Genomic DNA, 26,752 nt, shown 5'->3' on the forward strand with positions numbered 1-26,752 from the left:
CGATCTCTACTGGAGATTACACGTTTATTCAAAAATATTCAGTACAGCACGGAAATGAGGGATGGTGACTTCATTTTATCATAAGCTTCGCTAGCACGATCTAATGGATATGACTCAATCATAGGACGAGTATCCGTCAATACACTGAAATTAATCGTCGCTTGAATTTCTTCCGCTCCCCCTGTTAACGTACCTTTGACTGTGCCAGGTCCCTTCATAAAGTCCATTGCTGATAATTCTAATGAATAAGAAGAAGTTGTCACAATGATAAGCTCGCCGTCTTGACCCAACCCGTTGATCAAAGAGGAAACAGCCTTTGCGTTAGGTGCAGTTGCTAGGAAAACTTTGTTACCGTCTAATCCTTGCAATGCCTCAGATGGATCTTCTTCGGCCGAATCAATGTAGTGATGAGCTCCTAGTTCCCGTGCAAGAGCTTCTTTATTATTTCCTCGTGAAATAGCCAAGGTGAGGAATCCTGCTTTGCTTTCAAACTGAACGGCCAGATGTCCTAGCCCACCAATTCCCTGAATTGCTACCAGATCACCAGGACGAGCTTTACAATTTTTGATGGCACTAAAGGTTGTTTTACCAGCACACATTAGTGAAGCAGTTTCCATCACCGAAATTTCATTTGGGATACTAGACAAACTGTCTACATATGCAACCATGTACTCCGCATATCCACCGTCCATCGTTAATCCGGTAAACTGGCTATGTCCCGCATGTGCCATCCAATGCCAACATGTTCACCAATTTTCTATTTTGATGCGCTTGCTCCAAGCTTATCAACAATTCCTATCACTTCATGTCCTAGGATACGAGGATAGGCTGACGCCGCACCACCCATCGTCATCAAGTCTCCATTGCATACGCCGCAAGCATCAATCGGAGTACACTTGCCCTTCTGCAGGTTGCGGAACTGGTACTTCAACTAACTAATTTTTTTCTTCTGCAGCTGGAGTATGCATGGCTTTCATCTTCTCCATAAATATACCCCCAAAGTTTTAGAATGATGGGACTTTTAATAGTATAGTACAAAAAGAATAATTAATTGAATAATATACATCCTTTGTTTTTTTTCTTATTTTATATAGCGTTATAAACCTCATCTAATCTTGCTTTTAATTGCTCAAATTGGACAAACCGACCGTCACGAAGATACTCCCTTTGGTCATAGAACAAGATAATCGTGGGGACAGTAAAAGTTAACAATTTGCCAGCCACTGCTGCTACTTGACTAGCATCGATATGAGCAAGCTTTATTTCTGGATAATGGTTAAGCAATTCTTTCAGTTTGGGATAAATTGCATGACATACGCTACAATTATCTTGAGACACATATAGCATACTTAGTCGATTATTCTGAATAAACGTATCTATTTCATTCACTGAAGTTATTTCTTGGACATGTGTCATAAAATCACGCCTTACTGTATGTTATTCGGAACATATATGGGTACTGCTCCAATCATATTCATTACAAAATTGTTCTGAATTTCTCTGCTGACTTTGACTCCATTCAATGAATTGAGTTATCGTGCCTACCAATAAATACAAATCATAAAATCCCTGTTTTCGTAAAATACGTATAGCTTTTATTCCTTTAAAATAGTTATTGGTCAGAATAATTACGCTATCTTCGGGGGTCAAATTTTCTTTTCTCCAAACATAAGGCAATCGTCCTATAGAGATATTAATGGAATTTGGAATGTGCTCTTTTTCAAAATCAGAACTATCTCTTATGTCGAGGCATTTAGTATGATCAGGCACCAAGATTAGGTTTGATTTTAAAGATAAAACCGTTACGTTACGTATGAAGCGGATATATTTATATATCCAGTACATCAGTATAAGAACGATTATAAGGACATATATCATATGGTTGCCTTGGCTGAAACCGGACTTCCGTAAGCATTCCACTCGTGAACGCCTTCTTCTATTCGGTATGCTCTAAAACCCTGTTCTTGGATATAATTCACAGCTTGAGATGCAATAGAACAAAAAGGCCCTCGGCAATAGGCAGCAAGTTCTACATCTTTATTTAATGTTTGTAGAAATACTTCTAACTGTTCTAAGGGTACAGAAATAGCACCTGGAATGTGAGATGTTTCATACTCCTCAACGGGACGAAGATCTATGAGAACGAGGTTATCTTGCTTCATTCGAAGCATTAGGTCGTTTTTACTAATATTACGAACTCCTTCATATTGCTCTTCCAGTTCATCTTTAATCAGCTTGATGTCAGCGAGTCTGTCCTCGCATATATTCCACAATGAGGACAAAAATTGTGTTACAGATGAGTCACTGATGTTATATATAACAAACGTACCCTTTTTGTGAAATTTAACGAGCTTAGCTTCCAGCAAAATCTGTAAGTGACGGGATACATTCGATACGCTCATACCTGTTTGAGTAGCTAAACTATCAACAGATTTCGGTCCGTTTGACAAGATATCCATAATCTCAAGTCTTTTGTCACTCGATAAACATTTCCCAATTCGAGCAAATTGTTGATATAAACGTTCTTTAATATCTGATTTAGCACATGTAACTTCCATTTTATATACTCCTTTCTACGGTTTTGACTTTATCATTCTGTCAATTCTTATGTTGAAAAGAACGACGGTTCAGATGAATCCTGATCCGTCGTTCTCTTCACATAGGTTCAAGAACAAGATTAACAATTTACTTATTTTGAATTAAGCAATCCTTGAATTTTTTCTTTAAGAGCTTGTTTTTGATTCACACCAATCATGGTCTCAGCTAATTTGCCATCTTTAAATAAGAGAAGCGTTGGAATACTTCTAACTCCGAATTGCTGTGCCAATTCGAGTTCCTCATCTACATTGACTTTGGCAATGGTTGCTTGCCCAGCCAAATCATCAGCTAGATCATTTACGATTGGAAGTTGCACTTGACAAGGTGGACACCATGGTGCCCAGAAATCGACTAAAGTCACTCCCGTGTTAACGTTCGATTCAAAATTTTGTTTTGTTAATGATACTGCTCCCATAATATAATCCCCTCACTTAATTTATCAATTATTCAATCGATTAATTGAATTATACGTTTGAAGTTGAATTGTGTCAACTCTCTCGAAGTGGTATAAATGGAATCTCTCAACTCTGGACAAGGACAATCGTTAACCTAAATGCAAAAAAAGCCGCTACATTAGCGACTTTAGATTAGAAATTTTCTTCAATTATTGGTTACATTGATCGAACCAACACGTATTAGGGCTTTCAGTTTAGTTTTTTGACCATTCGATACAAAGATAAAGTAGGTTTTACTACTTCGGATGTAATTTCTTAGCCCAGTTTGACGTATAGTTTGGCAGCGAGATGATTCTCTTTTTTGACTGTAAGGGAACTTAGGTTATACCCCTGTCTAATCGCCTGCTCTTCTGCATGTTGAATGAGTTGGGAGCCTATACCCATGCCTCTGCTTTCGGGCATAGCTGCAAGAGTTGCAATATGGTACTCTCCTTCGAATCCTTCCTTCAGTCCTAGTTTTCGGTATGAAAACAGTTGTTTCGCTGTAGATGAGCCCAATTGATCCAGAGTGGTATATGGTAAACACGTAATCATTCCGAGCGATTTGTCACCGATTTTTGCCTCATAGGTAAATTCATGACTAAATCGATTGTTCTTAGACTTCCATAGCATTCTGAATGTCGCATCAGTAATGCTTTGATTACTTGACCCCACAATTGAATGTGCCATATCTCCATTTGTAAATATCTTTAGATTACAATTTTTAAACGATCATCTTCCAATGATTGAGATACATCATTATAGCTTAAATGTGAATTATATATTGATCAAATGATATTATTATCTATCAATAAATGGTATAAAAATTCATAAATATGTATTTAGTTAAGTTACATTTACAATATATAGAATTAACTTATCATTATTGGTGACTTAGGAGTGGACTTTTTCTATTTTTCAATAATCTAAGAATATTTAAATAAAAATGGACCCTGTCGCTTCCAATAAAAAAAGCAAAAGGGTCCATTTTTATTTGGCTATTTCAAAGTATTCTCTACCATACTATTCAACACATGCTTGAATGTCTCAAGATCGTCCTTGGATATTCCAGCAATTGTATCATTTTTAAACTTTTCGGCAATTGGCATTAAATCAAGGCAGATTTTCACGCCCTTATCAGAAAGTTCCAACTGCTTTACACGTTTATCAGCAGTTGCAGTGGAGCGGTATAACATTCCATCCAACTCCAGTTTTTGGAGCAAACGAACTACGCTCGGTTCTTTAATTGACATTTTTTCCGCTAGTTCGCGCTGGGTAATGGACTCATGAATATAGATATAATACATAGCGATCCACTGACTCCTGGTGATATGGTAGGCTCGATACTCTTTTTCCAATGCTTCCGCGAAGAATTTCCCACTACGGTTTGTAACAAATGCAAGGCAATCCTCTAAATTAAACAATAGACACACCAACCAATCCCAACAGTTTTATCGCCGTGTATTTTTCCACTATTCATTATATGATAGCAAACATTTCACCATATAGGAAATGAATACTTACATTCGTTTCCTCATGCTTGATGGAGCGCACCGATACTAAGGCCGAATGCAGCTTCATGAATTACTTCTCCCGTTGTTGGGTGAGCAAAGACCGTATGTTTAATTTGTTGTTCTGTCAGCTCGTTTGTTATGGCGAGCGTTAAGCTACTGATTAAAGAAGATGCATCGGGACCAATAATTGCCCCTCCAACAATTTTTTGTGAGTGATTATTCTTAATCAATTTAATAAAACCTTCCGGTTCATTCATTGTTAAGGCCTTACCATTGCTGGTAAAGGAGACCTTACTCACACTGTAATCCATTCCTTGCTGTTTACATTCATCCTCCAATAATCCTACACTGGCTATTTCAGGTGATGTGAAAATAACGTTCGGGATTGCACCATAGCGCATTCCTTCCGATTCGCCTACAATTGAATCGATGGCAGTAATACCTTGATGCGAGGCAACATGGGCAAGTTGCATAATATTCGTAACATCACCTATCGCATAAATATGCTCAACGTTAGTACACATATGTTCGTTCACGGCAATACCTCGCCCATTATTGTTAAGCTGGATTCCGGCTCGTTCAACCTCCAAACCATCCAAATTAGGTTCTCTTCCAACAGCTACCAATACTTTTTCACTAACCAACAAGTGATCCCCTAGGGAATCCTCATAACTTACGATCGCTTGTCCATCATCAGAACGCTGGATTTTGGATACCTTCGATTTCGTGTGAATATGAATCCCCGCTTGCTCTGCTGAATGCTTGATCTCTTCGGATATATCACTGTCAATCATGGTCAATAGTCGGTCCATAAATTCTACTACATGCACTTCAACGCCCAAGTAACGATAGATGAAGGCAAACTCCATGCCGATGACACCCCCGCCGATAATCGTAATGCTTTTCGGTAGTTCGGTGCATGCAAGCGCATCAGTACTGGTCATTACAAAGGGAAGATCGATGCCAGGGATATTAACCTTGGAAATTTTGGAGCCTGTCGCTACGATGATATTGTTGGCTGAAATTTGGTAGTTAGTCTGCCCGTTTATCCTCACTTCATGTTTAGTCAAAAATGAAGCTTGCCCTCGGATGATTTCTATTTCATTCTTTTCCATCAAGTAATCAATTCCGGATATTAATTTTGCCTTAATCTCATCTTTACGACGAATAATCTGATGCATATCAACTTGAAGTTCCGTACCTGTGTTAATACCAAATAAAGATGATTGCTTGACATGATGACATATTTCAGCAGATTTAACCAATGATTTCGTCGGGATGCAACCTACATTTAAACAAGTGCCGCCCAATTCTTCTTTTTCAATTAATGTAACTTGTATTCCCTTTTTAGCTGCATAAATTGCGGATACATACCCACCTGGTCCTGCACCAATAATCAATAGCTCCACTTTCTTAGTCATGACTGGATGTTCGAGTTCATTATCCTGCGGCTTAGATAATACCTCGTCTTCCAAAGCGGTTTCTAACGTGAACAACACTTGATTGGAGGAAATTTCTCCACCTTCTTCAAACAAAATATGGCTGATGGTACCCTCCGCAGTCGCTGTAACTTCTCGATTGCCTTTGCCTGTTTCAATTTCAACGAGTAAGTCTCCGAATGAAACCTTGTCCCCTTGTTGGAAATTGATGGTACCGGCTTTTCCTTTTTTTCCTCCAGGAATCATTGACATTTTTATCTCCATGAAAATCAAGCTCCTTCACTACCAAAGAGGGGTGGATAATCCCTTCTTAGCGCATATGTTAGTGTCTAACTACCCCGGATTGCACCAATTTAACTCCGTTAGCCAAGCAGTCTCCAACCGGACAAGTCTTCTCAATGAATGTTGCAAAAGCTTCTGCTTTTTCTTGACTTTCTGTTGTTTTAAAGTGCATTATAAAACGAATTTCCTGAAATCCGCTTCTTACATCTGCGAGCCCCATGAATCCATCCGGATCCAAGTCTCCTTCAAGCTCAACATACAATTCTTCATATGAAAAGTTGTACGCATCCGCAAAGGCAGCAGCAACGATGGACTGACATGCTCCAAGTGCACATAATAGCGCTTCGACCGGATTCATCCCTTTATCCGTTCCTCCTAAATCTTGGGGCTCATCCATCAAAATTTTAAAACCTCTGGATTGAGCCTCGACCTGTAAACCTTTAGGCAATTTTGTAGCGGTAGCTTTGAATGTAGTTAACATAACTATTCCTCCTCTTACTTTGTGAAAAGTATTACATTCTTTTCTTGTGAAAATAATAACAATCTTTTAATTCAAAGTCAATACTTAGCTAAGTAATCTTTTATGGTCATAATCCCTCTTATTATTTCTCCCGGGTTCCCTGAAAAAGTTTATAAAATAGGACCGCTCCCAATTATGGTATTGGGAAGCGATCACGGCCTAAACATATCTTTATGTTCAGTCTACTTGAAGAGTTATAAACATCTGCAAATCTTTTAAAACCTATTTAATCGTTACGTTTTCTTTCTCAATGCCTCCACACTACTCGTTTGGGTTAATCGATACATCGGCCAAGCTGTAGCAACGACCGTTGTTTCTACGGCACCAGCACAAGCGAGAACAATGCTGCCCCATGAATCATCCAACCTACATCGAAAGCGCCTTTGAAGAGATGGTGCATCCCATAACTCAGTACTGTTCCGAGTATACTACCGTATACTGCAGCGTACAGGGCGTATAAAACACGTTCCAATAAGATCATTATAAAAAAATCACTCTTTGCGATTGAAACGCTTTACATGATCAGCACAAGATGGATTAATTTATAGCTCAATGTATATTAGCGTTACCGTCTTGTTCTGTGGATCCTATGGCTGCTTGACAGTAATAGTAATCGTTCCTCCGGACGTCTCACCAGCCGCTTCGACCAGTACGGCGCTATGCTCCTATACGCCCGGCGCTGCGTCGTTGACAATATCTTTACTCTTACTTTCTAACTTCTCTAGTAAAGTTTGGTTTTCTTTGTCTGTTAATAACGTTTTTATTCATTAACTCAAAGTAGGAATTGACTTTAAATAAATAGGTAATGATTCGCTTGGGATGCTTGTCCAAGGCAGTAACCGACACCACCAATTGTAACTTGGTCTATTAATCTTCACGCTGAATGCCCCATTAAATCCATGGACATTTGGCAAGCTACCAACTCGGCTCCTTGTGCAATGACGGACTCTATCAATTCTTCCAAATACGGAACATTATTATTAGTTCATAAGGCCACGAATAATTTTTGGACCAACACCAAGCATATTCATTTTGGACATGCCAAGCGTCTTGCTGCCACGCGGCAGCATCATTTCAAATATTCGGCCAATCATGGTTTTGGATACAGGCTGGATCAGATGCTTTAATGAGGTTGCAGCCGGATTTATTACTGAACTAAGGAGGTCTAAATTTTCGGTTCCAGGGGACGTTGGGATCATAGGATTTGATAATACAGAGGTGGCAAACTTAATGGATCTGACAACTATTCACTATCCTGTGGATCAGCAGTCAGAGAATGCATTTTTAATTCTGCAGAACATGCTTCATTCAACTGACAAAACATTGATTCCTCTGGAATATACTTTGATTGAAAGACTTACAACTTAGTGATTTCAAAAATATCAAAGAAAATTTATATATAAGTGCACTCACCTAACTACATTAATTAACCTGGCTACTTACATCGCAAAACTAAAAGCAGAACTTCCTTACTTGCTTAGACCACTTTCCTATTTTGCAGCAGCCATGGGCCTAGCTTTGATCTCTATTAGTTTTGCAGGAGTTGGTTTTCAATTTTTCGCTGCTCCACCAGGAAAACCGATTTCAGGTTGGTTTGCTGATTATCCGATGTTTGAAGCTACTTTCATGTCTTTACTGATCGCCATCACAGGTGTCGGAGCCTGTATCTTCCCATTCTTCTTAAAGGAGAACCCTAATCCTAAACTGGTGAATACCCTAAAGTATTTGTGGTAATTGTTGGTGTTGTTTTCGTTGGCTTTGGCGTTTTAAATTACTTCACTCACATCGGTCTTATTGTCCTTACGATAAAATAATTTGATTCACAATTTTATAATAATTGCTTTAACAAAAAAAATCGCTGAACTTAGTTCCTTAACGGACAAGTTTATTAAGTATACTTACAGTGCTGAACATATCGTTCCTGATCTAAATACGTCTCCCCTCCCCGTTGATCCAGTAGACCAAACAAACTCACCCTGCTCACGATATTTGCTCATTGGTTAAACCCAGGGGTCTATTTGTAAGAGATACACTTCAGCGGCTTTTTCAACAAGCAATAAAAACGACTATATATCATCCGAATCCACCTGCTCTATGGTTGCTGCAGGTAACCATCCTTCAAGCAATGCTCCTCCTTCCGGATGATTGCTTGCGGCAAGTTCTCCCCCGTGCTGCCTAACAATTCTTTGTGAAATGGTTAAGCCTAATCCGCTGCCACCGGTTGAACGACTTCTGGATGTTTCCCCGCGATATAAGGGTTCAAATACACGCTCAAGTTCTTCCGTAGAGAAGCCCGGCCCGGTATCGCGTATCGTAAACTTAACCTTATCACCAACTTTGTTACATTGGACTTCGATTTCACTACCCGCAGATGTGTGTCTTACGGCATTATCCAGAAGGTTGTTCATGGCTCGCTCTAATAAATGCATATCTCCATGGATGATGCACCAATCCGTTACATGGAACGAGATGGAAACTCCTTTCTGCCGAGCCAGAGGACCCAGACTATCTATCGAATTCCGGACGACCTGGTTAAAATCAACCGTTTCATCATGCAGTTGCGACTCTACATACTCCATTTTTGTAAAAGTGAAAAGGTCCTCTACCAAACGATCCAATTGAGCTGATTTATCCTTGCAAACCGCCACATATTGAGCCATTTTCTCCGGAGATTGAGCGATCCCTTGCTCCAGACCATCCAAATAGCCTCGCAAAGCGAACAACGGTGTCCGTAAATCATGCGCAACAGCCGCAATGACGAATCGGCGTTCCTCTTCCAGTTCAGCCTGTTTTCGATAGGACTGCTCAAGTCCCTTGACCATAACATCGAATCCATCGCGCACTTCAGCGATTTCAGTGACCCTGGACATGGGTAACCGAACATCCCAATCCCCTGTTGCAATTTGTCTTGCTGCATTTCCCATTTTCTCGAGTGGTTTGAGAACGAATCGCCTCATTTCCATTCCGACAACAAAGATCGCAAGCAGCAGCCCGACAAAAGCCGACATCACTTGAAATTGATTGGATTTAGGTAAGTACAGAATAACCCTTCCCAGCAACTTGCCGTCCTCGATGACGGAGAACCGCTCAGTTGATAAATTAGTGCCTCGTCGGTCAGGATTGGAACGATAAATTTCCTGATCTTCTGCAGATTGAATGAGCACATCCATCTTCGCTATACGAAGCGCGGAATACAATTGGTTTTGCCAGTCTGGATCTGACCATTGGTCTGTGTCCGATTCAATTCGCTCCGTCATTTCCGATATATTTCGTTGCAGGGTCTCGTTTTGCAGACGACCTTGTTCGAAGCTGAGTGTCTTGGTTTCCATAAAGTGCGCAGTAACAAAAAAGATCCACGGCAATAGGAGGATAAAGAAGAAGCAAAGCATAGTAAACGTACGAATGCGGAGTGACCTCATATTACCCTCCCTCAAAGCGATACCCTACTCCCCATACGTTGACCAGGAATAGCGGTTTATTCGGATCAGCTTCGATTTTCTCACGAAGCCGACTAAGATGGACCCGAATTGTATGCCTGTCGCCCACCCCATCCCAAAACTTCGCTAGTAATTGTTCATAGGAGAAAACATGTCTCGGATGTTCGGCAAATAATCGCAGCAGCTCATATTCCCTGGGTGTGAGCACGATGTTATTTCCATCCACTAGTACTTCTCTTGTGGACAGGTTTAATTTAATGCGGCCGTAATCCAAGACCCTGTTATCCAATTGTTGTGGAGAAGCGGAACGCCGCATTACGGCTTTTACTCTGGCAACGATCTCACCCGGCGAAGCGGTTTTGACGATGTAATCATCGCCTCCGAGAGTAAGGCCCCGAATCTTATCCACATCATCGCTGCGAGCACTTAAGAACAGGATGGGTACATTGCTCTCCCCGCGAATCCGGCGGCAAAACTCAAATCCATTTTGTCCCGGCATCATAATGTCAAGAACAATGCAATCAACAGAGTTTTCCTTAAATATGTCCCACGCTTGGGCGGTGTCGCAAGCGGTTTTCACTTGAAAGTGGTCATTCTCTAGAAAATCCCTTAATAGCTCAACAATATCTAGGTCATCGTCTACAACCAGAATCGTCTTTGATACGCTCATGTTTATCCCACCTTTGCTTTCCTAGTTTATCATTTTTTTAACAAGAACTAATGCTAGCTTACGTATTGTGATGATTTGTTTATACTTTTGTGATCTTTCTGCATCTTTGTTTGAGATATTCGTTTGGTATGCTTCTATTTGCGCACACGACCAGCCCCAACTTCGGGTGATCTTCCCGCACACCATGATAAAGGAGGTATACATATAGGATTGGAAAATAACGCCTTCTCGTTCTTTCCTTTCGGGCCTTTGTTTTGTCTAACGCTGTTTTCTTTCCTGGCAGTTCGAGTATATCCGATTCGTTATCGTTACAAAAATGGTCATCAAAAGAATGACATCGCTATGATTCTGATGGCCAATGGGGAAATTGATGAGAAGGAATATCGTAAGCTGAAAGATCTTTAGACTAAATAGAGACAAGGAGGATTTACGGATGCTTAACGTTCAAATTGTATTGTTTGACGGCTTCGACCTTCTGGATGCGATAGCGCCTTACGAGGTCTTCTGTGCTGCAGCCATGAATGCTGAAAATGCGTTAAACGTAAAATTGGTCACCGCCGAGGGACCAAGATCTGTGCCCAGCGGCATCAACGGATTGAGGATTGAAGCGAGTGGCGGACTGGACCCGGAACGAGCGGGCATCATTTTCGTACCTGGCGCGTCCGGCGACGTCGAGGGAGATGGGCCCGATTCGGTTCCGGCTATTCTGAGCCGGGCCATGGAGACCGAATTGACCGGCATGATCGAGCAGGCTCTCCAGCACAAAGACAGGATAGTCGCTACAGTCTGCGGCAGTTCACTGGTGCTTGCCATGGGAGGCCTCTTGGAAGGCAGACCTGCGGTAAAGAACCATCTGGGCATGGACTTACTTGGTGCAACTGGAGCAGTTCCCATCTCGGCTCGCGTTGTGGACGACGGCAATCTGGTTACCGGCGGCGGCGTAACCTCAGGACTCGATGTAGCGCTTTATCTGGTGGAACGTGAACTTGGGCCTCGTATCGCTCACGCGGTAGAGCAGTTATTCGAATACGAACGAAGAGGCACGGTTTGGAAGAATATCGGGATAACGCCAAGCGTTAATAAACCATTGACGAGCGAAGAGCCAAACACCGTGGTGAACCAAACAGCGACCCCCACGCCCCGTACCCTGCACTGCAACACCGTACAAGCACCGGTCTTCGACGGAGATTGGGATACCTCCCTCGCTACGCCCGTTGGAAAGCTGGAGATCATGCTCTCGATATCGACAAGACACGGTATGATTCACGGCACGGCGATGCAAGGAGATGAAACCATTGAGTTTATGAACCCCTTGCTTGAAGATAACAAGCTGGTCTGGTCACTTCGAATCACGAAACCCATGCGCTTGAATCTCAAATTTGAAGTTGTCGTCGATGGTGATCACATGGTTGGTTTCGCTAAAGCCGGCCTCCTGCCTGCATCCAAATTAACAGGAAATCGGGTTACCTAATCGTAAGAAGGAAAATCCGCGGCATACACGTGCTCTGGCTTCCAGATATGTATGTCGATCGTGTTTTACCGTATTCAGAAATGAAAAATGGAGCTTCGGGAGTTGCAAACGGATGAAGAAACGAAAATCGTTATATCTATTGCTAGCCTGTGTCAGCATTCTATTTATACTACACACTTTGGTGAAAAACTATTGGATCGATCCAGGTGCTTCAGGATTTTTAAGCCATAAGACCGGGCTGAAACGCGAACTTAATCTCCCGGTTTGGCTTAATGTCATGTACATTCATGTTGCATTCGCATGTGTGGCCATGGCATCAGGACTGATTAACTTTTCGAATCGAATATTTGAAAGAAGCCGCAGGCTGCATCGCATAAACGGCTATGTATATATCCTATCCGTACTGCTGGTTGTACTAACTTCCGGATATATGGCCCCCTACGCGACAGGCGGCAAAATAAGCAGTATGGGATTCAATCTGCTGAATATGATCTGGCTGGTTATCACCATTACGGCGCTCGTTCAAATCAAAAGAAAAAGGATCATTCGACATCGCAACTGGATGATTCGTAGTTACGCCTTTTGCTTCACTAACATGTTGATCCATCTCATTACTTCCCTGTTTCATCAGGGATTCGGGTACGTTTACCCTACTAGCTACACCATCGGCGTTTACGGCTCGATTGCGCTGCTGCTAGTTATTCCTGAAATAATCATCAGAACAAATCGAAAGGAATGGGTATCAGGATGAAAAAAACACTTAGCTTACTCACGTCGTTAACGCTCGTTCTATGTCTATTATCCCCCGCAGCAAGCGCAGAAACAAACAAGAATCCAGATCCATCCAAGGATAAAAGCGTGCATGTACAAATCGTATTATTCGATGGGTTTGATCTGCTGGACGCATTAGCGCCATATGAAGTATTTGCTGCTGCCGGAATGTACACTGGTGGAAAAGTTACTGTAGAATTAGTATCTGCAGAAGGTAAGCGTTCGGTGCCGAGCGGGCTGAATGGACCTGCCCTCGATGCGCAAGATGTGTTAGACCCTGATCATTCCGGTATTATTGTTGTTCCTGGCGCTTCGGGGAAGCCAGCGGGGAATACCTCAGATGCTATTCCCAACATATTAAGGCAGGCCAAGGATACGGGATTAACAACGATGATGAAACAAGCTATGAATAATAAGGAAGTTACGGTGGCTACCGTGTGTGGAGGTTCATTGCTGCTGGCTATGGATGGATTGTTGAAAGACAGATATGCTGTCACAAATCAGATAGGCATGGGTGCGTTAGGGGCTCTCGGTGCAATTCCGGTCGATGCAAGAATCGTGGAAGATGGCCCTCGTTTGGTAACTGGCGGAGGTGTTACTTCTGGACTTGATGTGGCCTTGTATTTGGTTGAGCGTGAAGTCGGACCACAGATTGCGAATGCCATAGAGAAGTTATTCGAGTACGAGCGCAGAGGTACGGTGTGGCAAGCAAACGGCATAACACCAATTAACTTTGAGACGAGCTAGGAAACGTCTTAAAAAGAGCAAACGTCTGCACCGGAGAAAAAAGTCGAGAAGTGAGGAATCGAGCATAATGCTCTACTTTCGAATTTCTTATAGTAAAGTATTCTGATTTCATATCCCTAAAGAATTATTCCTTTACTGAATTATCATAACAGTTTCCTTGGTAGGTTCGCGTTCTTGCTTCCAACCCGCAAACTGCTGTGAATGTGTGCAAATTTCGGAAATGAATTAATGGGCGAATAACCAATTATATATATGCCTAATAATCGGCAATAGGAACCTGCTCTTGTCCAATACGGTAATCGGTACAGGTTCTTGTCCTCAACAGCTAGTTTCAGTCCGATATTTCGCTTTAATACCTAGCCACCCGTGTTTAACCTCTCATCGTGTCTGTTGTTCCATAACAATGTGAACACTTTCATGTATTATGGTACTTAATGAGATTTTAAGTGCATGTGCTCATCGTACGATATACATGTAATCGGCAAACGGACTATGTTCTTGTCCATCCCGGCAATCGGTACAAGTTCTTGTCTTTAGCACTTGGAAGAACTTGTACCAATAAAATAAGAAAGCCGCTAAAAATAGCGACTTCAATAGGAATATGTTCTTGACCCTCGATAATCATAAAGTTAATAAATTTTTTTCTATTAACTCAGATTCTTACCTTAAGTACATACCTCTGTACGTTTGCTTAAACAGCATTAATTGTTCCTTAATCACATACGCTCACTAAGATGCACGTCTATCAATTAGAAAAGAAGCTCCACCTACATAAATAGGTAAAGCACAACTAATCTATTGTTCAACTGATATTCTTTATTTATAGGATTAGTACTCTAATTTTTCCCCATCTTCTGGAACTGATAACTTTGCGCCAAATCCGTGCTCTTTTGCAAAGTCTTTTAACTCTTTACGTGTTAGATAAGCATGATTAACTGCCTCCATATGGGTTGCAAACAATTCAGCTTCTGGAAGAGTTTGATGTACTTTTAGTACACCTTCTGCCCCCATAATTAACGGCCCACCAATTTCAAATTGATTGTTACCTGCGTTAATAATTACAACATCCGGCTGATATTTTTGTAGATTGTTCTCCACTTCGTCATACCAAACGGTATCACCTAATAAATATACAGTCTTCTCACTTTCATGCTTAAAGACAACACCGCAAGCAGGACCTGATATTGCTAGCATCTCGTCAACACTTGCGTGTTTTCCATTGGTATGAGTTAAAGAAATTCCCTCAAAATGTGTCTTATCACCTATTACATAAACATTCTTAAACCCTTGCTCACGAAGTGTAGTTGCATCATCCTCATTTTGCGAAAATAAAGGAATTTGTTTATCTATTTGTTCACTTGCCGCAGGATCCCAGTGATCTGGATGCAAATGCGTTACAATCAATGCATCCACGCCTTCTAGAATTTCATTAACTGACATTGGCAATTCAGTTATAGGATTACTCTCCAAATTTCCAGACATAGGCATCGGTGCATGTGGTGGTGCAAATGGAGGAATTTCACCTTTTTTAGAGAGCATAGGATCTACTAAAAAGATTTTTTTACCATACTTTATTTTTAACGTTGCATTCCTGATTTGCGTAATATACATCGAAAATCCTCCTTTAAATTTATCAAGTTATTTGAGCTCTGTAATTTACCGATTTGAATCAAAGTACCACTTGCTCACTCATAATAATCTAATCGGTTTATATTATCATTTTACCGTGTAATAAAAAATCATTACATTATTAAAAAAGGAAAACAGCCAAATTACTTTATTTTCTAAAGAAAGTAGGAACGATATAATTGATTCATGTAAGATAATTCTTTATATATTTTCCAGTAACACTGGATTTTGTTCTGCAAATTTGTTCTACAGAACCATTTCCCATTAATTGACCTCCATAGCGTCCCCCATTTGGCCCCATATCAACAATATAGTCAGCATTAGCGATCACATCTAAGTCATGCTCAATTACAATTACTGTTGCTTTACTTTGCACCAATTTATCTAATACACCCACTAATGTAGCAACATCTCGAGGATGCAATCCAATACTTGGTTCATCAAAGATAAATAAGTAGTTTGCTTGTTTTTTCTCTAAATAGTAAGTCAGCTTTAATCGTTGTGCTTCTCCACCAGAAAGTGCTGGCGTGCTTTCGCCTAGATGTAGATAACCAAGACCTAGTTCATTTAAAACTTTCAATGTTTTAGAGATGCTGGATTGGTTTTTAAAGAAAGATTGTGCTTCTGCAACCGTCAATTCCAGTACTTCCGCAATATTCTTTCCTTGCAAAGTAACATCTAATATCTCATCTCTATATCGCTTGCCCTGACATTGTGGACAGACTTCAACAATATCTGGTAAGTACTGAATATCTAGATTTACACTCCCTGTACCCTCACAATAAGTGCAAGCTCCTGAATTGTTATTATAGGAAAAATCAGTTGCCTTGAATGCATGTGTCTGATCCGCTTCTGTTTCAAAAAGTTTGCGCAGCTTGTCCATAATTTTAGAGTAAGTGGCTACTGTAGAACGAATATTTTTCCCAATCGGATTTGAGTCAATTTCTACGACTTGCTTGATCTTTCCTTCGCCTGTTAATGCAACATGGTCGGGAAGTTTCTCCTTTGCCAATCTGGCTTTCATAGCGGGGACGAGACTATCTAATACTAATGTGGTCTTCCCTGATCCTGAAATCCCTGTCACAACATTGAGACCATTTAACACAAACTCCGCACGAACTTCATGGATGTTGTTTTTACCTTGAACTGTAACTATTATCTTATCCAGCTGATTAGCATCTTGAATGTTACGAACAACAACCTCTGCTGATTTATTTAAATAAGCAGCAATAACCGACTGATCATTAGTAGATAGTTCACCTGGAGTTCCTGCACCGATAACTTCTCCACCATCTTCACCAGATAAAGGCCCTATTTCAATCAAATAGTCCGCTGCTTCTAAAATGGCCACATCATGATCAACGACGAGAACTGAATTACCTTGTTTAATAATCTGCCGAATAATCTGTATTAAAGCTTTCACATTTTCTGCATGGAGACCAACACTTGGTTCGTCCAAAACATATAAAATCCCTGTCATTTGATTGCGAATCGTACGAGCTAGTTGAATTCTCTGCAATTCTCCTGTTGAGAGGCCATTCCCTGCTCTATCTAAAGTTAAATAATCCAGACCTAGCGCGACAATTGGATCTATTAGTTCTTTCAACTCTTTTGAAAGTTGTCCAGCCATATTTTTCATCTCAGCAGGTACCCAGCTAACTAATTTATCTGAAAACTCTTCTAGCTGTAATAAATCATATTGGCTGACTTCTGCAATGTTTTTGCCCATAATAAGCGTCGAAAATAGTTCGGGATTATAGCGAGTTCCATGACATCTGGAACAACACCCTACATCATAAAACCGATTTAATCGCTCGATGGTATTATCATTTTTGGCAGTATTAAAGCTGTTTTCTACTGCTACAAAAGCATTTTCGTACTTGGCATTAAGTTCAAAAGATTTCCCAGTTGAAGTTGGAACCACAATGACTCGCTTTACTTCTGGTCCATGAAGTACAATTTCTTTTTCTTTATCCGTTAGTTCTTTAAAGGGAAGATCTAAGCGAACACCTTGCTGTTCCGCTAGTAAATGCATATGCGTTCTGCCCGGTAATCGCCAGGATGCCACGGCACCTTCTTTAATAGTTAAATCAGGATTTGGAATAATCTTCTTCAACTGAATTTCTCTTGCTTCTCCCGTTCCTTGACAAGTTGAACAAGCTCCATCTGAATTGAATGCAAAGCTTTCTGCACCATAGACCATGAAAGGGACTTGGCACGTAGGACAGTTAATAATCCCCATTCTTTCGTCTGTACCCATGAAATCCATGACTTCTGCTACTCGAAGTGTCGGCTCTAGACGATGCCCATTTGGACAAACATGAGAACCTAAACGTGAAAAAATCAACCGTAAAATGTTCAAGGTTTCGGTTAGAGTTCCCACTGTTGAGCGAATCCCGGGTGTGTCTGGTCGTTGGCGTAAGGCAATCGTTGAAGGGAGATTCTTAATTGCTTTCACATCTGCACGTCCCACCTGCTTAATACGGCGCCGTGTGTACGTGGCCAAGGCATTTAAGTATCGTCTTGTTCCTTCAGCATAGATCGTGTCCATCGCTAAAGACGATTTGCCTGAACCTGATACTCCAGTAATTGCAACTAAACGATTCAAAGGAATATCAATATTAATATTTTTCAAGTTATTCGCATTGGCTCCCTGTACATTGATATGCGTTGGAATATAGTTCATTTCATCCTGCATTGTTATAACCTCCTATCAGCTCTTTTTTTGTAAATTATATTCCATTAAATTCGTTGTTTAATTGGTTTAAATTAGCTCAGAGATAATGTGTAGGACTTTGTAATTTGCATATTCATTTAACAGTTCTAAAAAGTTATTCAACTCATCATTAGAAGGAAATCCACCTTGGATCATATAATTCATTTGTCCAGAAATTCTATAATGGTGGAGAATAAATTGTTGTTTGGAATGAATAAACTCTAAATATATTTTATGACTAAGATGCGTCATTTCAGTCTCGATAAACACCTGATGAGTATACCCAAGCTTAGACGGATCAACTTCAATTGTATATTTTTTTATAACGTTTTTATCCTCCAGTTGTTTAATTCTTGCAGAAACCGATGGGGGTGTCATATGAACCAATTGGGCTAACTTATTTTCGCGAATTCTGGAATTTTTTTTTAGCTGTTTTAATATCTCAATATCCGTATTATCCATTAAGTTATACACTCCTTATTATTTAAAAGAAAAGATGGGATATACCTAATTTTTTTTATTACTATATACAAATTTACGAGTGACGACAAATTAGAACCTTCATTGATGATGCCCAAAAAAACAGTCATTTCCGTCGGCGCTACCAATGCCGTCTCATCACTGTTTAGCATGATAAGACAGCCGTGACTAGATCTGAATTAATTGACAGCAAGTAGGGGAATCCGAGGCTAGTATTAGAACAATTCGACGTGCTCATGCAGTTCAACCGCTCTAATTTCAGCCAAAGCACAAATAACCACTACTCTCGTAGTGGTCATTGTTAAGTTATAGCTCACTTGATGATCTCGGCAATCGTCTGTCTGCCTCCCGGTATAAACTGAACTTGCTTTTCTCTGCGAATGGATCGCCCCGAATCCTATGTTGTTATAGTGCGAAAAATCCATTCTGTACAGCTTGTTTCACCCACTCTTGGAGTGGAGTGCCCGGTGTAGCAGAACGCAACTCGTCGCTGACCTGGTCTGGCTTGGGAAGTAATTGAAAATGAGAATTTAATCCAAGCCATTTGTAGGAGTCGGCGAGGCCTTTGGCTGTTTCCTTGCCTAGCATTGGAGATAATGCTTCTTCGAACGCTTCCACGGGGAGAGAATAAAACTGTATTTTTCGATTTAATGTGGCGCTAAATTGCTCTGCCAGCTGATTTCCAGTTAGCGCCTCAGGTCCTACGATAGGCAATGTCTTCCCTGCCAGTTCTGGGTGGTTAAGTGCATATACGCTGTAAGCGGCTGCATCTTCCATACTAATCCATGCGACTGCAGAATCAGCAGGTACAGGGTAAGCCAGTGTTTGGTTGTCTACAACGCCGGGAATAAGGAAGTTTTCCATATAAAATGTAGGTTGTAGGATAATAGTCGGAATGCCACTTTGCTTCACATAAGCGATTAATTCTCTCTTAATATCATAAGCAGCAACACCTGTAACATCATCTGTAAAGAAACCGCTAGTATTAAAAACAAGGAGTTTAACATTGGCTTTTTTGGCAGCATCAACGGTATTACGGATGAATTGTCGATTACGCTCCAAGTCGTAGTCCACCGGCAACACCAGGAATACTTTGTTGACACCGTGATGAGCAGGAGTTAGGCTGCTAGCATCTGTTAGATCGCCAACAAAGGCAGTAATGCCCTGCTCTTGAAGCTGAGCGGCCTTGTCCGAATTTCTTACGATTGTATGAACGGCGTGTCCTTCTTTCAGAAGTTTGCTGGCGACTGCCCCTCCTTGTACGCCGCCTGCTCCATATACTAATATCTTATCCTTAGTTGTCATTTATTCATCATCCTTCCGTTTACTAAAAGTAATTTAATGACTATAGTTAAATAATATAGGTTTAAATTCAATAATGTAAGTACGCACATGAAGGATATTTAGTATCCTTAAGGATACCTAAAAAGGAGAGAATCAGAGTGGATAATCAAGACTCACATTGCTCGCAATGCCCGGTTGAATTTACAGTCAATATGATTGGGGGCAAGTATAAGCTGCTTATTCTGCACAACCTTTCGCTTCTCGGCGTAAGACGGTTTAATGAATTAAGAAAAGAATTTCCCAATATTACGCAGCGTACACTCACTCGCCAGCTGCGTGAGCTCGAAACCGATGGGCTGATTAACCGACAAGTGTATTCTGAAATTCCACCCAAGGTAGAGTATTCTTTGTCAGAGACCGGGAAGAGCCTTCATTCTATACTTTATCAGATAGAGGAATGGGGCTTGAATTATATCGCAAATAATCCAAAAAATTCATAGGCCATGGCAAGTATGTCTCAGTTCACATCATACCCATGGTCTGTATTTCCTTTAAAAAATAGAGAATTCGAGTCTGATTGCACTTTCCGGTCTCTGAACTGTCCCGGAGTTTCATTATTAAATTTGCGAAACACTTTATAAAAAGTCCGCTGGTTCTCATACCCTACCATTCTGGCTATCGTATCCAGAGACAAATTCTTCATGCTAGCCATCATTTCCTTAGCCTTACCTATCCTTACCTGGTTTATATATTGAACGAAAGTATTTCCGGTTTCCCGCTTAAAGATCTGTCCAAGGTACACTGGATGCAAATTCAGGTATGCCGCCGCATCAGATAAAGAAATATCCTTCATGTAACTTTGCTCTATATAGGCTTTTAACAGTTTAATATGTTCGTTCTGCGAGGTACCCATTTCTTCGGGGGGGATTGCCAGACATTTCCAAAATTTCACGTTCTTGAATCAGTTCACATGCTGTTCTTTTAAGAACCTCAGCTAACTCCACCTGGTTAATTGGCTTAAGTAAATACTCTATCACCTGCAATTTAACAGCTTTGCGTGCATAGTCGAATACATCGTGCCCTGTTAGGATAATGAAGCGCTTTATATCCTTTTGCTGCGCTCGCCGAATCAGCTCCAGACCGTCGATTTCTGGCATATGGATATCCGTAATGATTAAATCCGGACGGGCAAGTTCTATTCGTTCCAGCGCTTCGATGCTATCACGAGCCGTTATGATTTTCCTGAACGCTGTCTTTTCTTCCTCAATCATGTCTCGCAAACCTTCCAAAATTATTGGCTCATCATCCACAATCAGTAGTTTGAGCATTGGAGTATTCCTCCTTCAGCAGCAGTTTAAGGCAACAAACCGTCTCTTTTCCGGGAGTACTTATTATTCCAAGCGATGATTCTTTACCGTAATACGCTTTGACCCGTTCAGCCACATTACTAAGCCCGATGCCTGTCGTCTTATGCTGCGATTCATGCTTGGTGATACTGCCCTCCAGCAGCCGCTGAAGAAACTTTATCTGCTGCTCCGATATCCCGGAACCGTTGTCGGCTACCTCAATCCACACATATCCATGTTTTCTTTCTATCCGCAACGTAATCCGCTTGCTGCCCCTGTTCCTGGACAAACCATGGATCATACTGTTCTCCACCAGCGGCTGTAGGATAAATCTGGGACAAGGCAACGATAATAGCGTTTCCTCTACCTGGAGCTCCACCTCAAGGTCACTCATACGGATTTGATGTATTGCGATATAGGTGCCTACATGATCTAGCTCATCTCGAAGCGTCGTATGTTCCGACTTTGACAGACTGTAGCGGAACAAATTACCGAGAGAAAGAGCCATCTCTGCTACTTTATAATCCTTATTTGATCTGGCAAGCATTCGCATCGTTTCTAGGGTATTATATAGAAAATGGGGTTGAATTTGTGCCTGCAGCATTTTGAAATCTGCTTCTTTCTTAAGCATCTCCACTTTTTGAACATGGTTTACTAATTCATCCATGCGACTGATCATTTCATTATAGTTCGTGATTAGGAAGCCGATTTCGTCTTTCCCAGCTTTCCCCTTAACGGGGTTGTTCAGGAACTCTGGCTCCACTCTGCGCATATGACGCGAGAGCCGGACGATTCGTTTGGTTAGCGAAGAGATGATCCAAAAGTAGAGAGCGGACAGCAAGGCGAGCAGCGCCAAACCGCAAGCTACCCATAACTGCTTTACCCTCAGGAATTGGAATAAAACTGCCCGTTTATTCACCTCGATAATCGTTAGCCCCAGCTTTGGAATATGAACAGAATTAATCAACAGTCGATCATGGTCGGCAAGAGATCCTCCCAAGGATTCATTACCAAACAGTTGGATAATGGAGCGTATTTGCTCATCTGACAGCTTCGTATTCGTGACATAGCTAACCATCTTTCCTTGACGATCAAGCACCATTATTGCATTATCCGGATGTACTTGAGTCAAGGCCGACACGAATTGATCTAACATTGCAGGGTCAACACTTATCTGAATAATACCTAGATCAGTATTATAGGAATTACTGTACAGCTTCTGGAAATAACTCAGTGCCGGAGCGGCAGGATCGAAAGATTGCTTCCATAGTCCCTGGGCTGGACGCAACTCTCCAATTTCATCAGGAGTTAGGAATCTCCCTATATCACGATAGTTCTGAAAACCGGGAGCCTCCAATAGCCGTTTCTGATACTTGGGATAAACTGTAAAATTTTGCACTAAAGGATCTGCCAGATAAGCAAACGAAAATGCTGGATTAATTTCTTTTAAATACGAGTAGATTAAATCACGGTCATCCACAAACCCTCCTTGCAAAAAGTCAATTAAAGCTGCATTGTTTTGATAAATCGAAGTAAGTGATTCCAGCTTAGCCAGGCTTGAATCCAGATTGGATGCAGTCTGCTCCAAATTTTGCTGGTTTGCAAGTTGATATTGGGTGAGCATTCTTTCATACAGCTGAACATAGGAGAACAGAGCAAAGAACAGAAATGGAAGCACAATGAGGAGAATGTAACCCAAGTACATTTTTGTACGTATACGCATATCAGATATCTCCCCGCTGTCTAATATGGTGTTTTAACGTTGGTGAGCTCACACAGGATGCAGGCTCCTTGAGTCTGCATCCTGTGTGAGCGGTATAGTGCCTGTATGTTGGCTTGTTACTTCGTTAACTGATCATACTTTTGCTTAAGAGGACCGTACTGCTCGGTTGCCCATTCTTCGAGCTTGCTCATTCCGATTTTTTCGGCTTTTTTAATCAGCTCGTCGAAGGCAGCCTGTGCTTCAGCTTCTGTAGCAGCCAGATAGATCTTAGTGACCTCCGTTTTCACCATATTATCGATGTTCGTGCGGATAATCTGTTCGGGTGAATCCGTGTCAGGATTAATCATACCTATCGCCGGATTAAACTTAATTATTGGTGAGTACTTCTCTCCCTGCCGTGTCGTTTCCGATCCTTCTTTATAAGATGTTAATGCCATTCCTACACCTGTCTCAGTAGGCACTCCCCACCAGTACACCCCTTTTTCCTTCAGTAGCTCGAGATCGTTAATATCATAAGTGAATTCCGGGTACCCGGCTGCATTCCAGCTCCAATCCTTGCCCTCTACACCCCACTCTGCCGTTCTCCAGCCTTCCTCTGAGAATAGATATTTCAAAAATTTAACGGTCGCTTCCACATTTTTATTACTCTTGGTGACATACATCCCCAGCCCGCCGGTTCCTGAGCTTAGAATGGAAGCCTCTGGTCCAAGCGGTTCGGCCAATTGAACAAAGCTGATACCGTTGTCTTTGTTATCCGCATTGAGGCGTTCTGCCCCGGAATAGGTCCAGGTATAGGCGAAGCCCTTCCCGGCCGCCATCATTTGCTCTGTCTCCGTCTCATTCTTATAGGCAAAGTTCTCTGATGTTATATATCCATTCCGATATAGGCTATTCATATACAACATCGACTTGCGTACAGCGTCTTGTCTCAGATAGTAAACAATCTTCCCATTCTCGTCCACAAAACCTCCATAAGCACCGAATTGTGCATCGAAATATGGCCTTTGCCAGTTAGGATTAAGAATTAAAGGCGTCATCTCCGGATATTTCTCTTTGACAGTTGCGAACACATTATCAAGGTCATCCAGTGACTTAATGGACGGATTACCTATTTCCTCCAGAATATCCTTGCGCATGGCTAACCCGGGAACCATCATATGGGCATAAGGATTAGCCTTCCACTCCGATTCAGGAGAAAAGTCATTACGAATGGCGTAATAATTCTCGTCACTTACAGTATTCACTAGTTCCTTTACTGGATCGAACTTCACATCAGGAGCATATTTAGGAAATATTTCGTTATACGGCAAGCTTAGATTGCCATCTGACATTAGCTTGAAGTTAAAAGAAACAATGATATCCGGGAGATCCCCTGAAGCTACCATCAGCGCCAATTGCTTATCGTCCGTGGCAACCGTAATTTTCGGCTTCACCCCAGTAGCTTTAGTGATCATTTCCGGAATTTCCCCGGACCAGTCCTGAAAAGGATACCATGTTGCATCAACGAACATAGTCAGCTCCACTGGCTTATTTCCATTGTCGGTCGATGATGCAACACCACTCTGTTCCCCATTTTGGCTGCATGCTGAAAGTACGCCGACTACCAAAAGTACCGCCAGTATCAGCTTAGATAGCATACGTGAGCTTTTCCCCATCTTTCTTTCCCCCATTCATGTGGTTTTGGAAATTACCAGATGTTTAACCTTTTACCGCACCGAGCATCATCCCCGAAACAAAGTACTTTTGCAGAAACGGATAAACCCCGAGAATAGGAACAATAGACACTACCATTGCCGTTGCCTGAATAGAGAAGGGCGTAACCTTAGCTCTGGACATCGAAGCCGCTGCGGCATCCCCCGTGGGTACCATTGACTGATTGATCACTTGCATCATCCGATAAGTAAGCGTTCTCAAGTTCTCGTTCTGAACGAAATATGCAGAGTCGAGCCAGGAATTCCACTGTCCGGAGCCAATGAATAGGCTCATCGTCGCCATCAGCGGCATGGAGACAGGTACAACGATGCTGAAAAATATCCTCAGTTCACTTGCCCCGTCCATCCGAGCAGATTCTCCTAGTTCATCTGGAATTTCACGAAAGAAAGAGATGGCTATCAGCAGGAAGAACAAATTCAACATGCTGGGAATCACGTAAACACCGAATGTGTTAATCAGCCCGAGGCTTTTGAGCACAATATAGAAAGCAATCAATCCACCCGAGAAATTCATCGCTACTATCACGATAAAAAAATATGTTTTTCTAAACATCAAATCTCGCTTCGCAAGCCCATATGCGACCATACTGGTGAAAAACACTGCGAGCACCGTTCCCACTATCGTCCGTAGGATCGAAACCAGAAAAGCATTTACCCATTTGGGATCTTCAATAAAGTAGATGTAATTCCCCAGCGTGAACTCCCTCGGCCATAAATACATTCCTCCTAGGTTAGAATCAGATCCTGAATTGAATGTAATGATAAGAATGTAATAGAAGGGGTACAGCGTAATAAACACAATGATTAATAAAATTACCGTAATCAGAATGTCCAGTATCCAATCTTCCATCGTTCTTTTCCTGCGCATGGCTTCACTGCCTTTTCTGTTTGAGTAATGACCCTAGGCTAGAACAATCCGGTTCCCGAGAACCGCTTGGCGATAAAATTACTGGTGAAGATCAGGAAAACCGAGATTACCGACTGCATAAGGTCAATTGCTGTGGCAAAAGAGAACCGTCCCTGGGCTAGACCAACCGAAAATGCATATGTCTGGATAATCTGCGACTTCTCGTTGTTGAGTGGATTCCCCAGCAGCATCGACTGTTCGAAATTTGACCCTACCAAACCGCCTCCCAGAATACTGCCGATGGTCAGAATGAGCACTACTATGCTGGCACTTTTGAGCCCCGGTAAGGTAATGTACAGAATTCGTTTAAGTCTGCCAGCCCCGTCAATCTCCGCTGCCTCATACAATGCTGGATCAATACCAGCCAAAGCTGCCAGAAAAATAATTGTCCACCAGCCTGCCTCCTTCCAGATCGCAGTCATAACCGCCAAGCCATAGAACGAATCGGGATCGGTCAGGATTTGTACAGGTTCCTTGATAATATGCAGCGATAGCATCAACTCATTAAAAATTCCAAAACCGGATGAAAAGAAAGCGTATGCAATACCAGTCACTACAACCCAGGAAATGAAATGTGGCAGGTAGCTTACAGTCTGTACAAACCTTTTAAAAAATACATGTTTGACCTCGCTAAGCATAATCGCAAACAGAATAGGAATCGGATACGAAAAAATCACTTTCAGTACACTGAGTATTAACGTATTGCGCACCAGGCTTGGAAAGTTGTAGTCGTTAATCAACTCTCTAAAATGCGACAATCCTGCCCAGGAACTGGTGAAGATACCTTCAATACCAGTAGAAATTTTGTAATTCTTGAAGGCGATGATAATGCCGAACATCGGAATGTAACTGAAGACCAGCAGGAACAGAATCCCAAGTCCTACAAACAAATGAAAGGGTAGCTGCTTGTGTAAACGTTTTAGAAATAGTTCTTCTTGAATGATGTCCACCTCCTTGACGGCTAATAGATTAACTCGCTTTCTAGGTTAAATTATAGGTTCCTCAAACCGTCATGAACACAGTTCATTTCCAATAATGAGATGTCCATTTTCAAGGTGGTCACAGTTGGACT

31 protein-coding genes are annotated in these 26,752 nt (G+C 41.5%); 7 read left to right on the forward strand and 24 right to left on the reverse strand.

All coding sequences use genetic code 11. From position 1 onward, the window contains the following. Positions 1–38: 38 nt before the first annotated feature. From V6W81_RS15165 to V6W81_RS29215, 12 genes are all read right to left on the reverse strand, one after another. Complete coding sequence (locus tag V6W81_RS15165; protein ID WP_237175034.1) at positions 39–731, reverse strand: zinc-binding dehydrogenase; 693 nt, start codon at positions 729–731, stop codon at positions 39–41. A 26-nt stretch (positions 732–757) separates the two neighbouring features. Beyond that, positions 758–853, reverse strand: coding sequence for a hypothetical protein (locus V6W81_RS15170; protein WP_336886780.1), 96 nt, complete (start codon positions 851–853; stop codon positions 758–760). Positions 854–1,086: 233 nt separating this feature from the next. Beyond that, entirely contained in the window at positions 1,087–1,416 is a 330-nt protein-coding gene (locus V6W81_RS15175; protein ID WP_237175036.1) for a thioredoxin family protein, read from the reverse strand. Positions 1,417–1,437: 21 nt separating this feature from the next. Beyond that, entirely contained in the window at positions 1,438–1,878 is a 441-nt protein-coding gene (locus V6W81_RS29210; protein ID WP_423804579.1) for a rhodanese-like domain-containing protein, read from the reverse strand. Then, the gene (locus tag V6W81_RS15180; RefSeq protein ID WP_237175037.1) at positions 1,875–2,558 is read right to left on the reverse strand and encodes an ArsR/SmtB family transcription factor; all 684 of its coding nucleotides are present in this window, start codon (positions 2,556–2,558) and stop codon (positions 1,875–1,877) included. The genes V6W81_RS29210 and V6W81_RS15180 overlap by 4 nt, the downstream gene beginning before the upstream one ends. A 131-nt stretch (positions 2,559–2,689) precedes the next feature. Further along, positions 2,690–3,013 (reverse strand): thioredoxin, encoded by a 324-nt coding sequence (gene trxA, locus V6W81_RS15185; RefSeq protein WP_076334302.1) that lies wholly within the window; start codon positions 3,011–3,013, stop codon positions 2,690–2,692. 295 nt (positions 3,014–3,308) lie between these two features. After that, positions 3,309–3,722: a GNAT family N-acetyltransferase gene (locus tag V6W81_RS15190; protein WP_237175038.1), complete on the reverse strand. Its 414-nt coding sequence runs from the start codon at positions 3,720–3,722 to the stop codon at positions 3,309–3,311. Between the two features lie 308 nt (positions 3,723–4,030). Next, positions 4,031–4,456 carry a MarR family winged helix-turn-helix transcriptional regulator gene (locus V6W81_RS15195; protein WP_237175039.1) on the reverse strand — a complete coding sequence of 142 codons (426 nt, stop codon included), beginning with the start codon at positions 4,454–4,456 and terminating at the stop codon, positions 4,031–4,033. Between the two features lie 110 nt (positions 4,457–4,566). Beyond that, positions 4,567–6,249, reverse strand: a complete 1,683-nt coding sequence (lpdA, locus tag V6W81_RS15200) for a dihydrolipoyl dehydrogenase (RefSeq protein WP_237175040.1) — start codon at positions 6,247–6,249, stop codon at positions 4,567–4,569. 58 nt (positions 6,250–6,307) lie between these two features. Next, positions 6,308–6,748, reverse strand: a complete 441-nt coding sequence (locus V6W81_RS15205; protein WP_237175041.1) for an OsmC family protein — start codon at positions 6,746–6,748, stop codon at positions 6,308–6,310. A gap of 272 nt (positions 6,749–7,020) precedes the next feature. Then, positions 7,021–7,152: a hypothetical protein gene (locus V6W81_RS15210; RefSeq protein ID WP_338539580.1), complete on the reverse strand. Its 132-nt coding sequence runs from the start codon at positions 7,150–7,152 to the stop codon at positions 7,021–7,023. Between the two features lie 509 nt (positions 7,153–7,661). Then, a complete protein-coding gene (locus tag V6W81_RS29215) occupies positions 7,662–7,751 on the reverse strand; it encodes a DsrE/DsrF/DrsH-like family protein (protein ID WP_076334229.1) in 90 nt (29 codons plus the stop codon). A gap of 128 nt (positions 7,752–7,879) precedes the next feature. Here V6W81_RS29215 and V6W81_RS15215 point away from each other — a divergent pair, with 128 nt between their 5' ends. Further along, positions 7,880–8,155, forward strand: coding sequence for a substrate-binding domain-containing protein (locus V6W81_RS15215; RefSeq protein ID WP_237175747.1), 276 nt, complete (start codon positions 7,880–7,882; stop codon positions 8,153–8,155). Positions 8,156–8,260: 105 nt separating this feature from the next. Beyond that, complete coding sequence (locus V6W81_RS15220; protein ID WP_149847188.1) at positions 8,261–8,521, forward strand: hypothetical protein; 261 nt, start codon at positions 8,261–8,263, stop codon at positions 8,519–8,521. A gap of 332 nt (positions 8,522–8,853) precedes the next feature. Here the strand turns inward: V6W81_RS15220 and V6W81_RS15225 are convergent, their stop codons facing one another. Next, entirely contained in the window at positions 8,854–10,206 is a 1,353-nt protein-coding gene (locus tag V6W81_RS15225; RefSeq protein WP_237175043.1) for a sensor histidine kinase, read from the reverse strand. Position 10,207: 1 nt separating this feature from the next. Further along, the gene (locus tag V6W81_RS15230; RefSeq protein WP_076334225.1) at positions 10,208–10,894 is read right to left on the reverse strand and encodes a response regulator transcription factor; all 687 of its coding nucleotides are present in this window, start codon (positions 10,892–10,894) and stop codon (positions 10,208–10,210) included. A gap of 210 nt (positions 10,895–11,104) precedes the next feature. Between V6W81_RS15230 and V6W81_RS15235 the strand changes: the two genes are divergently transcribed. From V6W81_RS15235 to V6W81_RS15250, 4 genes are all read left to right on the forward strand, one after another. Further along, the gene (locus V6W81_RS15235; protein WP_272907480.1) at positions 11,105–11,299 is read left to right on the forward strand and encodes a hypothetical protein; all 195 of its coding nucleotides are present in this window, start codon (positions 11,105–11,107) and stop codon (positions 11,297–11,299) included. Positions 11,300–11,327: 28 nt separating this feature from the next. Next, positions 11,328–12,365 carry a DJ-1/PfpI family protein gene (locus tag V6W81_RS15240; protein ID WP_237175044.1) on the forward strand — a complete coding sequence of 346 codons (1,038 nt, stop codon included), beginning with the start codon at positions 11,328–11,330 and terminating at the stop codon, positions 12,363–12,365. A gap of 112 nt (positions 12,366–12,477) precedes the next feature. Next, entirely contained in the window at positions 12,478–13,116 is a 639-nt protein-coding gene (locus V6W81_RS15245) for a DUF2306 domain-containing protein (RefSeq protein WP_237175045.1), read from the forward strand. After that, complete coding sequence (locus V6W81_RS15250) at positions 13,113–13,883, forward strand: DJ-1/PfpI family protein (protein ID WP_237175046.1); 771 nt, start codon at positions 13,113–13,115, stop codon at positions 13,881–13,883. The genes V6W81_RS15245 and V6W81_RS15250 overlap by 4 nt, the downstream gene beginning before the upstream one ends. Before the next feature lie 828 nt (positions 13,884–14,711). Here V6W81_RS15250 and V6W81_RS15255 read toward each other — a convergent pair. The 4 genes from V6W81_RS15255 to V6W81_RS15270 all read right to left on the reverse strand — a co-directional run bounded on the left by V6W81_RS15255 (position 14,712) and on the right by V6W81_RS15270 (position 20,013). Beyond that, positions 14,712–15,494, reverse strand: coding sequence for an MBL fold metallo-hydrolase (locus V6W81_RS15255; protein ID WP_076334221.1), 783 nt, complete (start codon positions 15,492–15,494; stop codon positions 14,712–14,714). A gap of 202 nt (positions 15,495–15,696) precedes the next feature. Next, positions 15,697–18,210: an excinuclease ABC subunit UvrA gene (locus V6W81_RS15260; protein ID WP_237175047.1), complete on the reverse strand. Its 2,514-nt coding sequence runs from the start codon at positions 18,208–18,210 to the stop codon at positions 15,697–15,699. 66 nt (positions 18,211–18,276) lie between these two features. Further along, the gene (locus V6W81_RS15265) at positions 18,277–18,690 is read right to left on the reverse strand and encodes an Lrp/AsnC family transcriptional regulator (RefSeq protein ID WP_237175048.1); all 414 of its coding nucleotides are present in this window, start codon (positions 18,688–18,690) and stop codon (positions 18,277–18,279) included. Between the two features lie 423 nt (positions 18,691–19,113). Further along, on the reverse strand, positions 19,114–20,013 hold the full coding sequence (locus V6W81_RS15270) for an SDR family oxidoreductase (protein WP_237175049.1): 900 nt from the start codon (positions 20,011–20,013) through the stop codon (positions 19,114–19,116). A 137-nt stretch (positions 20,014–20,150) separates the two neighbouring features. On the opposite strand from V6W81_RS15270, the gene V6W81_RS15275 reads away from it, so the two are divergent. Further along, on the forward strand, positions 20,151–20,492 hold the full coding sequence (locus tag V6W81_RS15275) for a winged helix-turn-helix transcriptional regulator (protein WP_237175050.1): 342 nt from the start codon (positions 20,151–20,153) through the stop codon (positions 20,490–20,492). A 17-nt stretch (positions 20,493–20,509) separates the two neighbouring features. Here the strand turns inward: V6W81_RS15275 and V6W81_RS29220 are convergent, their stop codons facing one another. The 6 genes from V6W81_RS29220 to V6W81_RS15300 form a co-directional block, all read right to left on the reverse strand. Further along, on the reverse strand, positions 20,510–20,905 hold the full coding sequence (locus V6W81_RS29220; RefSeq protein WP_430700876.1) for a helix-turn-helix domain-containing protein: 396 nt from the start codon (positions 20,903–20,905) through the stop codon (positions 20,510–20,512). Further along, entirely contained in the window at positions 20,877–21,320 is a 444-nt protein-coding gene (locus V6W81_RS15280) for a response regulator (RefSeq protein ID WP_338539581.1), read from the reverse strand. Before V6W81_RS15280 ends, V6W81_RS29220 begins: the two co-directional genes overlap by 29 nt. Then, positions 21,295–23,061, reverse strand: coding sequence for a cache domain-containing sensor histidine kinase (locus tag V6W81_RS15285; RefSeq protein WP_338539582.1), 1,767 nt, complete (start codon positions 23,059–23,061; stop codon positions 21,295–21,297). The genes V6W81_RS15280 and V6W81_RS15285 overlap by 26 nt, the downstream gene beginning before the upstream one ends. Positions 23,062–23,177: 116 nt before the next feature. Further along, positions 23,178–24,716, reverse strand: coding sequence for an extracellular solute-binding protein (locus V6W81_RS15290; RefSeq protein ID WP_338539583.1), 1,539 nt, complete (start codon positions 24,714–24,716; stop codon positions 23,178–23,180). Between the two features lie 43 nt (positions 24,717–24,759). Continuing rightward, entirely contained in the window at positions 24,760–25,623 is an 864-nt protein-coding gene (locus V6W81_RS15295; protein ID WP_430700877.1) for a carbohydrate ABC transporter permease, read from the reverse strand. A gap of 56 nt (positions 25,624–25,679) precedes the next feature. Continuing rightward, entirely contained in the window at positions 25,680–26,630 is a 951-nt protein-coding gene (locus V6W81_RS15300; RefSeq protein WP_076222886.1) for an ABC transporter permease, read from the reverse strand. Between the last annotated feature and the right edge of the window lie 122 nt (positions 26,631–26,752).

The organism is Paenibacillus tundrae, assembly GCF_036884255.1.
Classification (GTDB): Bacteria; Bacillota; Bacilli; order Paenibacillales; family Paenibacillaceae; genus Paenibacillus.